This is a genomic window from Rathayibacter sp. VKM Ac-2857, assembly GCF_013205025.1.
GTDB lineage: Bacteria > Actinomycetota > Actinomycetes > Actinomycetales > Microbacteriaceae > Rathayibacter.
On record NZ_JABMLE010000002.1, the window covers coordinates 898,414 to 916,115 of the forward strand.

Sequence of the window (17,702 nt, forward strand, 5' to 3'; positions counted from 1 at the left end):
AGCGCCGCCGGCTCAGGACTCCTCGCCCACGATCTCCTCGCGGATGCGCCGCAGGTCCTCGGCGAGCGCCCCCAGCAGGATCCAGTGCTCGGGGTGCGGGGTCACGATGACGAGCGGGGCGGTGAGCGCCGGCAGCTCGTCGGTGATCGGCTCCGGCTCGGGCACCGCGACCGAGGACTGCACGAGCAGCCGCAGGTCGTGCGCCGCCCGGTGCAGCTGCACCGCGATGTCGCCGATCGTCGGCTCGCCCACCAGGTCCTGGTCGTAGAGGTCGTGCACGGTGCGGGTCATCCCGCGCACCCGCGTCACGATGCGGGCGAGCCGCGGCGTGACGGAGTCCAGCGCCAGCAGCCGATCGCGGTGCGCGGAGCGGCGCGGATTCAGCCGCAGCGACTCCTCGCCCGTGGCGATGGCCTCCTCCGCCTTCGTCTGCATCGTCTGCAGCAGCCGCGCGTTGATCAGCAGCTCGCTGAGCCGCTCCCGGCCGACCTTCGTCTCGAGCACGTCGGCCAGGTCGTCCAGAGCCGCGGCGAGCTGCGCGGTCAGGTCGCCGACGGCCCGCTCGGCCGGCGCCAGCGTGATCGGCGGGACGATCAGCGCGTTGACGACGATGCCGACCGCCGCGCCGATCAGCGTCTCGAGGATGCGGTCGACGGCGTAGTTCGGCGTCACCGAGCCGACCGAGAGCACGAGCATCGCGCTGATCGGGATCTGCACGGCGGAGGCGGGCGTCAGCCGCACCGCCCAGCCCACCGCGATCGCGGCGACGATCGCGCCGAGGACGATCACGCTCTCGTCACCGAAGAGCGTGCCGATCAGCGAGCCGACGACGACCCCGATGATCACGCCCACGCTGCGCTCGAGCGCCTTCGAGAAGGACTGGTTCACGCTGGGCGCGACCACGAGCAGCGCCGCGATGGCGCCGAACACCGGCAGCGTCCCCGGGAAGATCAGGGCCGCGATGATCCAGGTGACGACGGTCGCCGCCGCCGTCTTGACCAGCTGCAGCACCGGCGGCCGCGTGTCCACGGTGAAGCTGGACGTGAGGCGCATGGCTCCACGGTAGCCGCGGCGCGAAGGCGCGGTCACTGCTTCGGCGCCGCCTCGATGCTCGCGAGCACCGCGCGCAGCCCCCGGGCGGCGTCGTCGCGGAGCGCATCGGGCACCGCGGCGAGCAGCTCCCGCTCCACGTCGAGCACCTCGGGGAACGCGGCGTCGACCAGCGCGGTCCCCTCCTCGGTGAGGGCGATCAGCGCGCCGCGCCCGTCCGCAGGATTCGCGGTCCGCAGCACCAGCCCGCGGCGCTCGAGCGCGTGCAGTCGCTTCGTCACCGCGGGAGCGGAGGCGAGGCCGATCGTCCGCAGCGTCGTCGGCGACTGCGGCGCGGCGAGCCGGCGCAGCGTCGTCAGAACGTCGAACTCGCCGCGGGTCAGCTCGAAGGCGGCGAGCCGCTCCTCGGTCGCCCGCACGAGCAGAGCGGAGGCACGGATCAGCCGCCCGGCGATGTCCACGGCCGTCGTGTCCAGCTCGGGCCGCAGCCGGCGCCAGCCCGCGCGGATCTCGTCGACGGCGTCCGGGGCGGCGTCCGGCGCAGGGCTCGACACAAGATGATTCACGAGTAAAGTATATCTGGTTCACCCGTGAACGACCTCTCCGGCCGGTGCCGCTCGGATCCGCCCGCCGACCCGAGGACTCCGATGCCCGCCACCCCCTCCCTCCGCAGCGCGCTGCCGCACCCCCGCGAGCTGGTCGCCTTCGGCCCGCACGACGGCGCCCACCGCGTCGCCCTGCGCGCCGGCGTCTCGATGGCCGTGCCGCTGCTCGTGCTCTGGGTGTTCGGCCGCACCGACCTCGCCCTCTACGCGACCTTCGGCGCCTTCACCGCGCTCTACGGCCGCCGGCACACCCACCGCCCGCGCCTGCTGATGCAGGCCTCGGCCGCCGCTTACCTGGTCGCGATGGTGACGATCGGCACCGCCGTCGCCCTCTCGCCGCAGCGCGACTGGCTGATCATCCCGGTGGTCACCGCCGCCGCCGCCGGCGCCGCCTACCTCAGCGACGCCCTGCACTGGCACCCGCCCGGTCCGCTCTTCCCGGTGTTCGCCGTCACCGCCTGCGCGTCGGTGCCGGTCGAGGCGACGCGGATCCCGGAGGCGTTCGCCCTCGCCGCCGCGTCCGCCGCCTTCTCGCTGCTCGTCGGAGTGAGCGGTCTCGCCGCCCCGCGCGCCCGCCTGCTGCCCGCGACCCCGTGGCGCCCGGCCTTCCGCGCCGCCGCCGCCCGCTCCTCGACCCGCGCCGGGATGCTCCGCTTCGGCGCCGTCGTGCTGATCGCCGGCGCGATCCCCACCGCGACCGGCCTCGGCCACCCCTACTGGGCGATGGTCTCCGCCGTCGCCGCGGTCTCGGGCGCCGACGCGACCGCCCGCCTCGTCCGCGCGGGCCACCGGATGCTCGGCACCGTCGTCGGCGTCGCGATCGCCGCCGCGCTACTCACCCTGCCGCTGTCCCCGCTCGCCACGATCGGCGTCGTCGTGCTGCTGCAGATGCTCGCCGAGCTCGTCGTCGGCCGCAACTACGGCCTGACCCTCGCCCTGATCACCCCGCTCGCGATCCTGATGGTCGAGCTCGCCCACCACACCGACGAGTTCGTCCTCCTGCGCGACCGCGCCCTCGAGACCGCCATCGGCGTCGCGGTCGGCGTGGCCGCCACCCTGCTGTCCCACGCGGTCGCCTCCCGCACCTCCCGCCCGACAGCCGGACGCTAGACGCCGAACCGCAGACAGCAGACAGCAGACAGCAGTACATGCTGATCGAGTAGCCCGCGCAGCGGGCGTATCGAGATCCACCCCCACCGAGAGTCGAGTCTGCAGACCCGCCGTGCTGATGACGGCGGGTCTCGATACGCCCCTCCGGGGCTACTCGACCAGCATGGAGGGACCCGGCGGGGCTACTCGACCAGCATGAGCGGACGCGGAGCTACTCGACCAGCACGACCGGGCGCCGCGCGTCCTCGCCCCACCCGGGCACGACGGAACCCCCGGTCGGCTCGCGCTGACCGGGGGTTCCGCCGGCGGGGGTCGGCGGGCACCGGACCCGATGGGCCCGCCCGCCCCCGCGGGAGACGCGCAGTCGCGCGGAGGTTTCCCCCCACCGCGCGACCCTCACGCCTCAGCTAGGCGACGAAGCTCCACTTCTGGTGGTTGCCTCCGTTGCAGGACCAGGTGCCGAGCTGACGACCCGCGGTCGTGCTCTCGTCGGGCACGTCGAGGCAGGCGCCGCTCGCGCGGTTGACGATCGTCTGACCGCTGACCTGCCACTGCGTCGTCTGCCCGGACGTGCAGGGCGCCTGCACCAGCGCGCCGCCGGAGCCCGAGGTACCGGACTGTGCGAGGCAGAGCCCGCTGTGCTGCGTCTGGAACTGCACGTAGCCACCGGCCGACGCCCGGGCGAACACGGCGTTCGACCCGTTGCCGCAGGTCCACTGGACCACCTTCGAGCCGGTCGCGGTCGAGTCGTCCGCGACGTTCACGCAGAGACCGCTCGACGCCGACTTGATCGTCGACCGCGGCAGCGCCGGGGCGGCGTTCACCGTTCCCGCGGCGGTGTCGATGACGACCCCGTCCACCTCGGGCATCGCGACCGAGGTGTTCGTCGGGAAGCGCAGCGGCTGCCAGACGTAGCTGGAGTCGTTCACCGCGCCGTTGTTCGCGCCCGCCCAGCGGTCGCCCATGTAGAGGTAGGAGGTGCCGGCCGTGCCGCTGATCGTCGCCACATAGGTCGGCTGCGAGCGGTTGCCGGTCGGCCCGCCGAAGTCGGTCGGCGTCGACCAGGGTCCGGTGATCTTCGTGGCCGTGGAGTACTTGTTCTGGTTCGGGCTCCAGCCCGTGGTCCCGGACGAGAGCGCGAAGTAGACGCCGTTGCGCTTGAAGATCGTCGGCGCCTCACGCGACTGGTTCTCCCAGTGCAGGCCCTGGAACGACTCGACGTTCGTGTAGGACGCGTTGAGCTTGAAGATCGCCGTCGACGCGTTCGTCGTGGGGATGGCCGTCGACGAGAAGAGGTACGCCGACCCGTCGTCGTCCTGGTACACCGTCATGTCGCGCGACTCGTAGCCGAGCGGCCGGAAGCTGCCCTGGTAGGCGTAGGAGCCGTCGATCGTGCTCGACGTGGCGACCGCGGTCCGGCCCTCCCAGTAGTTCTGCCCGTTCTCCCAGTGCATCCAGAGCACGTACTTCTGCGTGGCGGCGTTGTAGACCAGCTTCGGCCGCTCGATCGTGGAGACGTTCAGCTCCGGCGCCGAGTTCTTGGTGAGGATGTCGCCGCGGAACTCCCAGTTCTTGAAGTCGGTCGAGCGGTAGAGCGGGACCGAGATGAAGCGGTTGTCCGCGTCGGTGCTCTGCCCGACCCAGTAGTAGTACTGCCCCACCTTGAGCAGCCCGGCGCCGTGACCGTGGATCGGCTGGCCCTGGGTGGTGAGGAACTGCGTGCCGTTCGTGACGGTCTGCGGCGCCGCCGTCGCGGGCGCCAGGCCCGCGACCGCGACCAGCGCCGCCGTGGCGAGCGCCATGAGCGCCAGCCTGATCCGTCCTCGTCGTTTCGTCATTGAAACTCTCCTTCTCAGTTGAGGGTCATCGAGGGGACGACCCACGTCGTGGTCGACATCGCGGGAGCGGATGCCGTGAATCGGTTGCCGGCGAGCGCGACCGACGGCAGCGCCGCGAGGTCCTGGGAGGTGCCGGTGCGCACTCCCGAGGCGGTCGCGGTGGCGGGAGCGAAGCGGCTGAGGTCGTAGGTGACCGTCGCGGCAGCGGAGGTGTTGTTCACCGTGACGAGCACGACGCGCCGGCCGGCCTCGTCGTGGAAGGCGACGGTGTCGTTGTCGCTCACGCCGATCACCCGATAGCCGCGGCGGACGTAGCGGCTCCACTGCGCCATCGCCCAGAACTTCTTGTTCCGGGTGTAGTTCGAGAGGTCGGCGGAGGCGTTGTTGAGGTCGGTGTCGAGCATCCCCCAGCCACCGGAGTCGACCGCCTGCCAGTAGGCGAAGGCGCTCGCGCCCAGCCACTTCACGTCCCAGAGGATGTTCTGCGAGAGCGTCATGCCGCTCGCGTCGCCGTTGCCGTGCTCGGAGTCCCAGATCCGGGTGCCGCGGGCGGCCGTCTTGAAGCCGGTCCGATCGGAGCCCTCGTAGCTGTGCACGTTGTACTGGCCGACAAGCGCCCGCGTCTGCGCGGACCAGCTGTTCACCGTGTCGCGGCCGACGTCGATGCTCGTCTCGTCCGATGCGGCGATGCGCGTCGGCGAGCCCTGCCGCGCGAGCTCGTCCGCCAGTGCCTTCAGCATCGTCGCCTGGTTCGCCGGGAACATCCGGTTGCCCTCCTGGCGGTTGCCGAAGGTCCAGTAGGCGGCGCTCGGCTCGTTGACCGGCGAGAGCGTGCGGAACGGGACGCCCCACGTCGTGCGGAAGCGCTCGTTGACCGTCACGAGGTACCGGGCGAAGGCCTCGTAGCTGTCGGTGCGCAGGTTCTCGGCGGCGTTCCTGCCCCCGGTGACGCTGCCCGAGATGGTCATCCACCAGGGCGGCGAGTTGGCGAACGACTCGGCGAGGAACTCGCTCGCCGGGATCCGCGACTTGGCGGCCTGGAGGAACCAGCGCTGATTCGGGTCGGCGGACCAGTCGTAGGCCGCCGAGGCGGACGCGAGGTAGCCGGGAATGCGGGCGCGCAGATCCATGTGCCCGGGGTAGGCCGGGTTCTCGCCGCCGCCGATGTTGTAGCGGACGATGTTCAGCCCGAGACCCTTGTCGCGGTCGAAGAGTAGATCGGCGTAGGTGTCGCGCACCGCCTGCGTGCCGCCGATGCGGTGCGCGAACCAGCAGAGCGCCGTGCCGAAGCCCTCCCACACCGGTCCGCGCTGCCCGGGGTCGACGACCGCGGTGCCGGTGGCGGCGTGTGCGGGCGCGGCGCCCGACCCAGCGACCGCCGTGACCGCGCCCGTGAGCGCCGCCGTGCCTGCGAGGGCGAGAAGCCCTCTCCTGTCCATCGTCATGGGTACCTCCTTGTACCTGTGGTGCTCGTGCAGCGGCGCTCCATCGGCGTCTCCGCTGCACGGATGTCCACGTCAACATCAGTCAGGCGAACGTAGCATGGCAGCGCAACCATCTCCAGCCCGATCCACACCGCCAGCACCAGAAGCCTCGGACGGGGGTCACCCACGTCCGCGGCAACGTCGTGCCCGAGTGCCATGAGCGACGCGCGTGGAAACGACAGAACCCCCGGTCGGCTCTCGCTGACTCGGGGATTCTGACTGGCGGTGACGATCGCTCCTCGTCGAACTGATCGACGTACCGATGTTCCTACGCCGCCGTCGCAGGCACTTCCTAGTGGATGGTGAGATCGAATTGCTGAGCGACCCGCGCCAAGTGCGGATCGTTCTTCTCCACGGTCAGCCGCCGGCCCTCCGCGACCTCCGTACCACCGAAGATCGCCCAGCACTCGAAATCCCCGACCTTCGACATGTAGCGGATTCCCGAGTACAGAAGCTCACCGTCTTCATCCATCGCAACGTACGCGTGGAGAGCGATCGCACGCGTGACGAGACGATTCGCTCCCCGCACACGCGCGACATCGAGGTGCTCGATGCCGAGCGAGGTCAGGACGGGCGCCATCACTTCCGTCAGGTAGGTGTGGGTCTCGGTGGCCTCCACGTCGAGGAAGGGTGCTGGCTGCACCGGATGGATCGCCACAAGAGCGCGATTCATCCGCCACTCTGCAGGCACACTGCCGACCGACATGAAACCTTCGTCGCCCGCCTGAGAGAGAGCACGCATCCGTGCACTCGGACGCAATCGCGCAAGCGTCTCGGCGTAGGAGCCGCTCGGATCTGTCGCGGCGTACATCACGTCACCGCCGGGCACGTCGAAGCGATTGCCTGCAGTCGCGACCGCCGCGTCGACCGGATCGATTCTCGAGAAGTGAACGGGCTGAGATGCTCTCCCCACCCTCCAGAGCGAACCCGGGCAGTCGACCTCTGCCGGCTCAGCCACCGTTCACATAGGCGCGCGCCGCCGCCATCACTTCCCGGAAACGACCCTCTGAGAGCGCCTCAGCAGGAGCTTCGTCCTCGAGCTGAGGATTCATTCCCATGAACCACGCTCGGATCGTGTGCTCCCCCTCCACCGAGAGCAGAAGGGCGAAGACCTGGTAAGTGTTGCGAACGATCCGCTCGTCAGTCGGCCCCAAGCGAAGCTGTTCGTTCTCAACCCACCGAGAGATCGTCCGGACGTCTCTGCCCACGATGAGAGCAAGAAGATTCTTTCCCAGCGCGCCGGCAAGACGGCGGACGATGTCATCGGGACTGACTGCAAGCGCGTCAGTGTGGGCGCTGGTACGAGCGGCGTTCGTCCGAGCTGTGGTGTTGGGCACGGTTCTCCTCCTGTGGCGGCGCGGCATCGGTCGCCTGACCTGCTCGAAGCACCCCGTGGACATCATTGTCAACGAAATGTCCGACTGGAGTCAGCGTAGTTGACGGTTCTGTGAACCATATCTGTCGACGCTGCGTGTCGGGTACCCCCGTGAGAGCTCCGTATGAAAGCGGATTCCGTAGCACCCGCACCCGAGTCGGCTTCTGTCCCACCCGCGCCGACGGTGTCGCGCGGTCCGGGAATGACAGAACCCCCGGTCGGCTCTCGCTGACTCGGGGGTTCTGACTGGCGGTACCGGTGGGATTTGAACCCACGGTGGACGCAAGCCCACACATGTTTTCGAGACATGCTCCTTCGGCCGCTCGGACACGGTACCGAGGACGAGTGTACGCGAGGCTCAGGAATCCCGCCAATCGGCGCGGGAACCGCGGCCGAGCACGGGCGCCGGCCGAGCTCAGGCGGGCGCGGGCAGGAGGAAGGCGAGCACCCGCTCCCACTCGGAGACGGCGAGCAGGTGGCCGCGCCCGGGCACGACCTCGAGGCGCGAGTCGGGCAGGCGGGCGGCGTACCACTCGCCGTGCAGGCGGCCGACGGTCGCGTCGTCGGCGCCGTAGAGGAGGAGCGCCGGGGCGTCGACCGTCTCGACCGCGAAGCCCCACTCCTGCAGGGTGTAGCCGACGATGTCCGCGGCCTGGCCGAGGTTGCCCTGGGCGACGGCGCGCTCGAGCATCGCCAGGAGCCGATCGCGGACGCCGGGCGCCTCGAGCACAGCCGCATCGGCGGCGTCCCCGCCGAGCACGCCGAGCAGCGACTCGGGGCTGGGTGACGGACCGAACGCCGTGTCGAGCGCGGCGGCGAGGGAGCGGACCGCCTCGTCCACCGGCCGCTCGCGCAGCTGCTCGAGCATCGCCCGGTTCTGCTCGCCGACCCACGGCACGGCGTCGTCGGGGGCGGGGGTGCCGAGGACGGCGACGCGCTCGACCAGGCCCGGGTAGTTGGCCGAGAGGGCGAGGGCGACGCGGCCGCCCGCTGACCAGCCGGCCGCGGTGACGGAGGCGATGCCCGCAGTCGCGAGGTACTCGGCGATGTCGGCGGCGGCCTGCTCCGGGCTCGCGCCGGCACCGGCGCCGGCGGGGTCGACGTCGGTCAGCAGCGCCGAGGCGCCGTAGCCGGGGCGGTCGACCGACAGGAGCCGCACGCCGTGGCGGGCGGTGGCCGCGGGGTCCGGGTCGAGACCGGCGGCGCCGGGCGCGGGGTGCGCGAGCACGACGACGTGCTCGGCGTCCTCCGGGCCGGACCAGACGACTCCGAGCGCGCGGCCGGACTTGAGGGTGTGCACCGTCGAGGACATGCGCTCAGTCTCCCGCAGACCACCGACACCGCCCGCGCGCCGCTCGGGCGCCCGCGGGACTCCTCCCCACCGGGTCGCTCGGCCGGCTGTCCACCGTCCGGGCGCGGCGCGTCCGGGTGTCGGCGGTGCCCGCTAGGGTCGAAGACACGTTCGAAGGAACGCTCCGATGTCGGAGGCCGGCCGTAGCGTCGCCGGTGCTCCCTCGCTCCACCTCTGCCCCGCACTCCCCCGGCCCGGAAGGACCCCATGGCCTCCTCGAAGACGCGCACCGCCGCCTACCGCTGCTCCGAGTGCGGCTGGACGACCGCGAAGTGGGTCGGCCGCTGCGGCGAGTGCCAGCAGTGGGGCTCCGTGATCGAGAGCACCGAGCGCACCGGTCTCGTCCGAGCGGTCGCCGCCGTCGCCCCCACCGCGGCGCGGCTCGCCAAGCCGATCACGCAGATCGAGACCACCTCGGCCGCCCACCGGCCCACCGGCGTGGGCGAGCTCGACCGGGTGCTCGGCGGCGGCATCGTCAACGGCGCGGTCGTGCTCCTCTCCGGCGAGCCGGGCGTCGGCAAGTCGACGCTGCTGCTCGAGGTCGCCTCCCGCGCCGCCGCCGAGGGCCAGCGCGTCCTCTACGTCAGCGCGGAGGAGTCCGCCGCGCAGGTCCGGATGCGCGCCGAGCGCACCGGCGCCATGCACGACAGCCTGTTCCTCGCCGCCGAGACCGATCTCGCCACCGTCCTCGGCCAGATCGACGAGGTCCGGCCGGACCTCCTCATCGTCGACTCCGTGCAGACCGTGGCGAGCGACACGGTGGACGGCCTGCCCGGCGGGCCGAGTCAGGTCCGCGAGGTCGCCGCGACGCTCATCCGGGTCTGCAAGGAGCGCGCCCTCCCCCTCGTCCTCGTCGGCCACGTCACCAAGGACGGCTCGATCGCCGGCCCGCGCCTGCTCGAGCACCTCGTCGACGTCGTCTGCCACTTCGAGGGCGACCGCCAGACGGCGCTGCGCTTCGTCCGCTCCCTCAAGAACCGCTTCGGCCCGACCGACGAGGTCGGCTGCTTCGAGATGACCGCCGAGGGCATCGCCGAGATCCCCGACCCCAGCGGCCTCTTCCTCAGCCGCACCCGCTTCCCCACCCCGGGCATCTGCGTCACCGTCGCGATGGAGGGGCGCCGCGCCCTGCCCGTCGAGATCCAGGCGCTCGTCATCGCGAACGACGGCGACCACCCGCGCCGCGTGACCAACGGCGTGGACGCCTCCCGCGTCGCGATGATCCTCGCGGTGCTCGAACGCCAGGCCGGCATCCCGCTGCGCCGCTGCGACGTCTACGTCTCCACCGTCGGCGGCGTGAAGCTGATGGAGCCGGCGGCCGACCTCGCCATCGCCGTCGCGATCGCCTCGGCTCACGCCTACACGCCCCTGCGCGCCGGGATCGCGGCCTTCGGCGAGATCAGCCTCTCCGGAGACATCCGTCCGGCGTCCGGCGCGAAGCAGCGGGCCAACGAGGCCACCCGGCTCGGCCACCCCTCCCACCTCGACTCGAGCGCCTTCACCCTCTCGAGCGCGATCACCCACGCCCTGGTGCCGGTGCCCGCCCGCATCCCCGTCGGCTGACCGGCGCCCCGCCGAGCCGCCGCCCTAGGCTGACGCCGTGAGCAGCGACACCGAGCGGAGCGACGTCGCCCCCGCAGCGACCCCGCCCGCCCGCCGTCGTCGCTTCCCGATCCCCGCCCTGCTCGACCAGGCCTTCTTCGTCCTCGGCGGAGTCGCCGCGACCCTGCTGGCGGTCGTCCTCGTCACCGACGGCGTGCGCTCCGGCTGGGCCCAGATCGGCTTCTACCTCGCCGTCTGGGTGCTGGTCGCCTACCTGGTGCTGCCGCGGCTGCACCGCATCCTCACCCGGCTCTACGTGCCCGACTACTTCATCGGCCGCGCGCGCACCAGCGACGGCCTGCTCGGCGACCCGGTCAACCTCGCCCTCCAGGGCAGTGACGCGCAGCTCGTGCACGCGATGACCTCCTCCGGCTGGACCCGCGCCGACGAGGTCACCGGGCGCAGCAGCTGGCGGATCATCACCGCCACGCTCACCCGCCGCAGCTACCACCGCGCCCCCGTCTCGCCGCTCTTCGTGTTCGGGCGGCAGCAGGACGTCGCGTTCCAGCAGGAGGTCGCCGGCAACCCCAGCAAGCGCCACCACGTGCGCTTCTGGCGCTGCCCCGAGCGCTGGTTCCTGCCGGGCGGCTTCCCGGTGGAGTGGGTCGCCGCCGGCACCTTCGACCGCAGCGTCGGGCTCTCGCTCTTCACGCTCCAGGTCACGCACAAGATCTCGCCCGACACCGATCAGGAGCGCGACCACATCGTGGCGAGCCTCCGCGAGCACCACCCCGAGGTCGGCGTCGACGTCATCCAGGACTTCTCGACCGGCTACCACTCGCGCAACGGCGGCGGCGACTCCATCGTCACCGACGGCGACCTGCCGGTGATCGACCTCCGCGCGATCCTCCTGCCGCCCGGCGCCGCTGAACACGACGCGATCGCGCCCGCCGCCGCCACCGAACTGGCCGGCGCGCTCGGCACCTCGCCCGCGACGGTCCTCCGCCGGCCCGTCACCACCCACGTCGGCGCGCTGATGCTGGTCGCCCGCGGCCTCGCCTACGGGCTCCAGGCCGTGCTGCTGCTCGCCGGCGCCGCCTCGCTCGACGATCTGACCTGGCTCGACGGCGGAACCGCCACCGCGGGCGGCTCGACGCTCGACGAGGCCTCGACCCGGCCGCTCGCGGTGGGCGTCCTCAGCGCCGCGATGCTCCTCTGGCTGCTCCTCGGCGCACTCGTGCTCCGCGGCTCCGGGACGGCCCGCACGCTCGCCCTCTCCTCCAGCCTGCTCAGCACGATCACCGCCTTCGTCGCCGTGCTGCAGGGCGGCGCGGCGATCAGCCTGCAGACCAACCTCGGCAGCGTCGCCTTCGACATCCTCGTGCTGCTCGCCCTCTCGAGCCGCAGCTCCCGCGACTACGCCGCCGCGAAGAGCCGCCTCCGCGCCTCACGACGCGTCGAGGCGAAGAACCGGCGGCGCACCCGCGGACGGGCGACGATCTAGACCCCGCCGCCTCCGCCGCCCCCGCCGCCACCACCCGAGCTGCCGCCACCGCCGGCGCCGCCGCTCGACGAGCTCGACGACGAACCGACGTAGCTCGACGCGGTCGAGGAGAACGACGCGACGCTCCCGGCGAACGCCGCCGCCTGGAAGCCGGCCCGCCCCGAGTACCAGCCCGGGCTCTCCCCCGTCTGCTCGTAGGCCGTAGCGAGCGCCGCCGACCACTCCTTCTCGAGCCCGAGCAGGACGGCCCACGGCAGCAGCCGCTCCGTGACCTCGACGACCTCGACCGGTCCGACGCTGCGCCGGTCGGCGCCCTTCGGCGACTGCAGCATCGCGAACCGGTCGGCCTCGGCCAAGCGCAGGTACAGCTCGAGGCCCTTCAGGTGGTCCCGCAGCTCAGCGCCCGCGGCGGTCAACGGCACCTTCGCGAGGAGCACGCAGACCACGGCGCCGACGGCCACCGCCACCAGGACCAGGACCAGCGGCAGCGCACCGCCGAGCACCGCCCCGAGCAGCAGCGCTCCGGACACCACGGCGCCGACGGCCGCGACCACCGCGAGCAGGATCAGGAGCACCGAGCCGCGCACCGTCCCCGGGCGCCGCAGCCCCTCCTCCACGACCCGCTTCGACAGGCCCGTCTGGAACGCCGACACGGCCTTGCCGAACTCCTTGTCCTTCGCGCTCAGATCGCGCACGGCCCCCGGCTCGGGTGAGGCTCCGAAGGCGATGTCGAAGAACTCCCGATCGAGCGGAGCGACGGGCCTCGGCCGACCCGCACGCCGCGGCCCTGCCGTCCCCGGGTCGAGCACCCGGAGGAGGAAGCCCGGCTTCCTGCCCGAGTCCTTCTCCTCCACTCGGACCAGCCCGCGCACCGCCGCATCGAGGAACGCGGCGGCCGGCGCGCGAGCCCCCTTCCCGCGCAACGCCGCCGCGAGGAAGAGCCCCTCCGCGGGCGGCTCGTACTCGGCGATCACGGTCGGGCGCCCGGGAGCATCGCGCAGCACGGTCACCCGACGCCGGACGGCCGCGACCAGCACTCCGAGCAGCACGAGCAGCGACGCCAGCTGCACCCAGGCCCAGGCCGAGGCGAAGTAGCCGTCGTCGCGCGGCGTGAAGGTCCCCGGCGCGAAGCCGACCGCGACGGTCACGTTCTCGCCCGCCGCAAGGTCGGTGCCGCTCGCGGTCACCACGGAGCCGTCGCGGCCGATCGAGCAGCCGTCGGTGGAGCCGGCCGAGCCGCGGTAGCAGGACGCGGTCCCGGTCGCCGCCTCGGCCAGACCGTCGGAGAGCCGGATCCGGATGTCGTAGCGGTCGAAGGGCTGCCGCCACTGGGTGCCGTTCGCGTCCCAGTAGAACTCGTCCTCGCCGCTCCGCGTTCCGGAGCCGGGCAGCGTCACGTCGTGCTGGGTGTAGGTGAAGACGTAGGTCTGGCTGCCGCTCACGAAGCCGTCCGCGGCGCTCGTCACGAGGAGGATCCCGTCCTCGGTCTCGGTGTCGACGGGTCGGGTACTCCCGGTCTCGTCGGTCACGGACACCAGGTCGACGCCGGTCGGGTAGCCCTCGTACTCCAGCGGGATCGCGCGCTGCATCCCGCGGTTCTGGTCCTCTGGGAACTCGGCGACGAAGGTCTCGACGGTGGTCAGTGTCGAGCGCCCCTCCGCGTCCCGGCCCAGCCCGTAGTCGACGGCGTAGCGGGAGAAGCGGAAGTCGTCGACGCCGCGCGCGAGGCCGCCCACGGGAGCGGCGGCGGCAGGGTCCGCGGGAGCCCCGGCCACCGAGGGTACGGCCGCGACCGCCGCGGGCGCCCCCGCGAGCGCAGCCACGAGAAGCACACCCGCCGCTCCCGCGGACAGCCCGGGTCCGCGCGCTCCGGAGCCCCGCCCCCTCGGCGTGATCGCGGACAGGAGCCGGCGGAGCGTCCTCATCATGTCCGTGAGCGTACGCGCGCGTGTTCCGCGCCACCTCCCCCTGAAGGGCGACAGGCGGGACGGACTACTGCAGCAGGAACTGCGTCGGCGACCCCGAGGGGATCCCCGCGACCGACACCGACAGGTTGTACGCCGCGCCGCCCGCCTCGACGGCCTCGCGCCCGCCGGAGCAGGTGTCGGGCGAGGAGCGCGTGCGGTCCCAGGTGATCGAGCTGCCCGTGACCGAGGTGCCGGCCGGCAGCAGGATCGGGAGGTCGGACGCGCCCGTCTGGCAGTCGGTCGAGGTCCAGACCGGGTCCGAGCCGCTGCTGATCGTGAAGACCTGCCCGCTCGTCCCCGCGTCGATGACGCAGTCGGCGCTGGAGATGTTCGCGAGCGAGAGGGAGAGCTGCGGTGCCTCGTCCGGCCCGTAGCTCGTCGCGTCGGTGACGGCCGTGACCGCGACGGTGTCCGCGGTGCAGGCGGCGGCGTCGGCGGGCGGCGAGCCCTCCGGCGCCGTCGACGGATAGAGCGTCGGCAGCGCCGAGGCCGTCGGACTCGCGCTCTCGGCGGCCCCGCGCGCTCCCGCCCACGGCTGGAGTGAGACCACCGCGGCGATCGCGGCGATGATCACGAGTAGCGCGAGGATCAGGCCGGCCCTGCGCCGCCGGTAGACCCGGGAGGGCAGGCGGCGGGGAGGCGGAGTCACCGACACAGGCTACGACGTGCGCGCGCTCAGAGCGTCTTGAGCATGCGGGTGTTGCCGAGCGTGTTCGGCTTCACCCGGGCGAGGTCGAGGAACTCGGCGACACCCTCGTCGGGCGAGCGCAGCAGCTCGGCGTACACCTCGGGGTCGACGACCTTCTCACCGATCGGCGCGTAGCCGTGGCGCTCGAAGAAGCCGACCTCGAAGGTCAAGCAGAACAGGCGCTTCAGCCCGAGCTCGCGCGCGTCGTTCTCGAGGCGCTCCAGGATGTGGTGGCCCACGCCCCGGCCGAGCCAGTCCTTCGCGACGGCGAGGGTGCGCACCTCCGCGATGTCGTCCCACATCACGTGCAGCGCGCCGCAGCCGATGGCGGTGCCGTCACCGGACTCCGCGATCCGGAACTCCTGCACGGCGCCGTAGAGCACCACGCGGTCCTTGCCGAGGAGGATGCGCTCGTTGACGAGCGGCTCGCTGAGCTCCTGGATGAAGGGGACGTCGCTCGTGCGCGCGCGGCGCACCGGGTACTTCCAATCGGCCATCCGACAAGCGTACGGCCGAACGACGACGAGCCCGTCCCTCCGCGAGGAGGAACGGGCTCGCTGTCGTGCTGTGCGGGTGCTACGCCATCAGGTCGGGCGTCGCCGGGCCGGCGGTCGCCGCTCCCGCCGTCGCACCGGCGCTGATCGAGATCAGGCGCGGCGTCGTCGTGAAGACGAACTTGTTCTCGAGGAAGTCCACGTGCACGTGGTCTCCGGAGCCGAGCTGGCCGTGCAGGATCTGCTCGGACAGCTGGTCCTCGATCTCGCGCTGGATCGCGCGGCGCAGCGGGCGGGCGCCGAGGGCCGGGTCGAACCCGACCTCGATCAGCCGCTCCTTGGCCGACTGCGTCAGCTCCACCGTCATGTCGCGGTCCAGCAGACGGTCGCCGAGGCGGCCGATGAACAGGTCGACGATCTGGAGCAGCTCCGGCTTCGACAGCTGCGGGAAGACGATGACGTCGTCCACGCGGTTGAGGAACTCGGGCTTGAAGTGCTTCTTCAGCTCCTCGTTGACCTTGCCGCGCATGCGGTCGTAACCGGTGGCGTTGTCGCCCTCGATCTGGAACCCGACGGGACCACCGGCGATGTCACGCGCACCGAGGTTGGTGGTCATGATGATGACGGTGTTCTTGAAGTCGACGACGCGCCCCTGGCCGTCGGTCAGACGACCCTCCTCGAGGATCTGGAGGAGCGAGTTGAAGATGTCGGGGTGGGCCTTCTCGATCTCGTCGAAGAGGACCACGCTGAACGGCTTGCGGCGGACCTTCTCGGTGAGCTGGCCGCCCTCCTCGAAGCCGACGAACCCGGGAGGGGCGCCGAACAGCCGCGAGACCGTGTGCTTCTCGCCGTACTCCGACATGTCGAGCGAGATCATCGCGTTCTCGTCGTCGAAGAGGAACTCGGCGAGTGCCTTGGCGAGCTCGGTCTTTCCGACACCCGTGGGGCCGGCGAAGATGAACGAGCCCGAGGGGCGCTTGGGGTCCTTCAGGCCGGCGCGGGTGCGGCGGATGGTCCGCGAGAGGGCCGCGATGGCCTCCTCCTGGCCGATGACGCGCTGGTGCAGCGCCTTCTCCATGAAGACGAGCCGCGAGGACTCCTCCTCGGTCAGCTTGAAGACCGGGATGCCGGTCGCCTGGGCGAGGACCTCGGCGATCAGGCCCTCGTCGACGACGCCGGTCGCCTTGACGTCGCCCGACTTCCACTTCTTCTCCAGGCGCAGGCGCTCACCGAGCAGCTGCTTCTCCTCGTCGCGGAGCGACGCGGCCTTCTCGAAGTCCTGGTCCTCGATCGCGGCCTCCTTCGCGGTGCGGACGACGGCGATCTTGTCGTCGAACTCGCGCAGCTCCGGCGGGGCCGAGAGGATCGACAGGCGCAGGCGGGCGCCGGCCTCGTCGATCAGGTCGATGGCCTTGTCGGGGAGGAAGCGGTCGCTGATGTAGCGGTCCGCGAGGTTGGCGGCCGAGACGATCGCACCGTCGGTGATGGACACCTTGTGGTGCGCCTCGTAGCGGTCGCGCAGGCCCTTGAGGATGTTGATCGTGTGGGGCAGCGACGGCTCCGCGACCTGGATCGGCTGGAAGCGGCGCTCGAGCGCGGCGTCCTTCTCGAAGTGCTTGCGGTACTCGTCGAGCGTGGTCGCGCCGATGGTCTGCAGCTCGCCGCGGGCGAGCAGCGGCTTGAGGATCGAGGCGGCGTCGATCGCGCCCTCCGCGGCCCCTGCGCCGACGAGGGTGTGGATCTCGTCGATGAAGGTGATGATGTCGCCGCGGGTGCGAATCTCCTTCGTCACCTTCTTCAGGCGCTCCTCGAAGTCACCGCGGTAGCGGGAGCCGGCGATGAGCGAGCCGAGGTCGAGCGTGTAGAGCTGCTTGTCCTTGAGCGTCTCGGGCACGTCGCCGCGCACGATCGCCTGGGCGAGGCCTTCGACGACGGCGGTCTTGCCGACGCCGGGCTCGCCGATCAGGACGGGGTTGTTCTTGGAGCGGCGGGAGAGGATCTGCATGACCCGCTCGATCTCCTTCTCGCGCCCGATGACCGGGTCGAGCTTGTTGTCGCGCGCCGCCTGCGTGAGGTTGCGTCCGAACTGGTCGAGGATCTGCGAGCCGCCCTGAGGCTGCTGCTGCTCACCGCCCACGGCGACCTGCTCCTTGCCCTGGTAGCCCGAGAGGAGCTGGATGACCTGCTGGCGCACCCGGTTGAGGTCGGCGCCCAGCTTGACGAGCACCTGTGCGGCGACGCCCTCGCCCTCGCGGATGAGGCCGAGCAGGATGTGCTCGGTCCCGATGTAGTTGTGGCCGAGCTGCAGCGCTTCGCGCAGGGACAGCTCGAGGACCTTCTTCGCTCGCGGCGTGAAGGGGATGTGGCCGGTGGGCTGCTGCTGCCCCTGGCCGATGATGTCCTGGACCTGCTCGCGCACCGCGTCGAGCGAGATGCCGAGGGACTCGAGCGCCTTGGCGGCCACTCCCTCGCCCTCGTGGATCAGGCCGAGCAGGATGTGCTCGGTCCCGATGTAGTTGTGATTGAGCATCTTGGCCTCTTCTTGGGCCAGGACGACGACGCGCCGTGCGCGATCGGTGAATCTCTCGAACATGCTGTCACTCCCTACAGAACCCGCAGGGGTGGGCTCCGATAGCTCGACTGTAGCCAGCGCTCCCCCCGGTCGGACCCCCTGTTCGCCCTGGGCGTGAGGGG

General features: G+C 71.7%; 14 protein-coding genes and 1 tRNA gene. 3 read left to right on the top strand and 12 right to left on the bottom strand.

The window, feature by feature from the left end; translation table 11 throughout:
* Positions 1–12 precede the first annotated feature (12 nt).
* Together HQQ86_RS11450 and HQQ86_RS21275 are read right to left on the bottom strand one after the other, a co-directional pair.
* Positions 13–1,053, bottom strand: coding sequence for an aromatic acid exporter family protein (locus tag HQQ86_RS11450; RefSeq protein WP_173288192.1), 1,041 nt, complete (start codon positions 1,051–1,053; stop codon positions 13–15).
* Positions 1,054–1,085: 32 nt separating this feature from the next.
* Positions 1,086–1,616, bottom strand: a complete 531-nt coding sequence (locus HQQ86_RS21275) for a MarR family transcriptional regulator (protein WP_173288193.1) — start codon at positions 1,614–1,616, stop codon at positions 1,086–1,088.
* 81 nt (positions 1,617–1,697) lie between these two features.
* Here HQQ86_RS21275 and HQQ86_RS11460 point away from each other — a divergent pair, with 81 nt between their 5' ends.
* Positions 1,698–2,765 carry an FUSC family protein gene (locus HQQ86_RS11460; protein ID WP_173288194.1) on the top strand — a complete coding sequence of 356 codons (1,068 nt, stop codon included), beginning with the start codon at positions 1,698–1,700 and terminating at the stop codon, positions 2,763–2,765.
* 407 nt (positions 2,766–3,172) lie between these two features.
* Here HQQ86_RS11460 and HQQ86_RS11465 read toward each other — a convergent pair whose 3' ends face one another.
* The 6 genes from HQQ86_RS11465 to HQQ86_RS11490 form a co-directional block, all read right to left on the bottom strand.
* Positions 3,173–4,603, bottom strand: coding sequence for an RICIN domain-containing protein (locus HQQ86_RS11465; RefSeq protein ID WP_173288195.1), 1,431 nt, complete (start codon positions 4,601–4,603; stop codon positions 3,173–3,175).
* 14 nt (positions 4,604–4,617) lie between these two features.
* On the bottom strand, positions 4,618–6,048 hold the full coding sequence (locus tag HQQ86_RS11470) for a glycoside hydrolase (RefSeq protein ID WP_173288196.1): 1,431 nt from the start codon (positions 6,046–6,048) through the stop codon (positions 4,618–4,620).
* 331 nt (positions 6,049–6,379) lie between these two features.
* Positions 6,380–7,000, bottom strand: a complete 621-nt coding sequence (locus HQQ86_RS11475; protein ID WP_173288197.1) for an RES domain-containing protein — start codon at positions 6,998–7,000, stop codon at positions 6,380–6,382.
* Positions 7,001–7,037: 37 nt separating this feature from the next.
* Positions 7,038–7,424 (bottom strand): hypothetical protein, encoded by a 387-nt coding sequence (locus HQQ86_RS11480; RefSeq protein ID WP_173288198.1) that lies wholly within the window; start codon positions 7,422–7,424, stop codon positions 7,038–7,040.
* Positions 7,425–7,709: 285 nt separating this feature from the next.
* Positions 7,710–7,799, bottom strand: a tRNA-Ser gene (locus HQQ86_RS11485).
* A gap of 78 nt (positions 7,800–7,877) precedes the next feature.
* Positions 7,878–8,774: an alpha/beta fold hydrolase gene (locus HQQ86_RS11490; RefSeq protein WP_173288199.1), complete on the bottom strand. Its 897-nt coding sequence runs from the start codon at positions 8,772–8,774 to the stop codon at positions 7,878–7,880.
* A 246-nt stretch (positions 8,775–9,020) separates the two neighbouring features.
* On the opposite strand from HQQ86_RS11490, the gene radA reads away from it, so the two are divergent.
* Positions 9,021–10,376 (top strand): DNA repair protein RadA, encoded by a 1,356-nt coding sequence (gene radA / locus HQQ86_RS11495; protein ID WP_173288200.1) that lies wholly within the window; start codon positions 9,021–9,023, stop codon positions 10,374–10,376.
* 37 nt (positions 10,377–10,413) lie between these two features.
* The gene (locus HQQ86_RS11500; RefSeq protein WP_173288201.1) at positions 10,414–11,859 is read left to right on the top strand and encodes an LssY C-terminal domain-containing protein; all 1,446 of its coding nucleotides are present in this window, start codon (positions 10,414–10,416) and stop codon (positions 11,857–11,859) included.
* Here HQQ86_RS11500 and HQQ86_RS11505 read toward each other — a convergent pair.
* From HQQ86_RS11505 to HQQ86_RS11520, 4 genes are all read right to left on the bottom strand, one after another.
* Entirely contained in the window at positions 11,856–13,787 is a 1,932-nt protein-coding gene (locus tag HQQ86_RS11505) for a DUF2207 domain-containing protein (protein WP_173288202.1), read from the bottom strand. The genes HQQ86_RS11500 and HQQ86_RS11505 overlap by 4 nt on opposite strands.
* 64 nt (positions 13,788–13,851) lie before the next feature.
* The gene (locus HQQ86_RS11510; protein ID WP_367948626.1) at positions 13,852–14,475 is read right to left on the bottom strand and encodes a hypothetical protein; all 624 of its coding nucleotides are present in this window, start codon (positions 14,473–14,475) and stop codon (positions 13,852–13,854) included.
* Between the two features lie 26 nt (positions 14,476–14,501).
* Complete coding sequence (locus HQQ86_RS11515) at positions 14,502–15,011, bottom strand: amino-acid N-acetyltransferase (RefSeq protein ID WP_123446786.1); 510 nt, start codon at positions 15,009–15,011, stop codon at positions 14,502–14,504.
* A gap of 79 nt (positions 15,012–15,090) precedes the next feature.
* Positions 15,091–17,601 carry an ATP-dependent Clp protease ATP-binding subunit gene (locus tag HQQ86_RS11520; RefSeq protein ID WP_160090849.1) on the bottom strand — a complete coding sequence of 837 codons (2,511 nt, stop codon included), beginning with the start codon at positions 17,599–17,601 and terminating at the stop codon, positions 15,091–15,093.
* Positions 17,602–17,702: the final 101 nt, after the last annotated feature.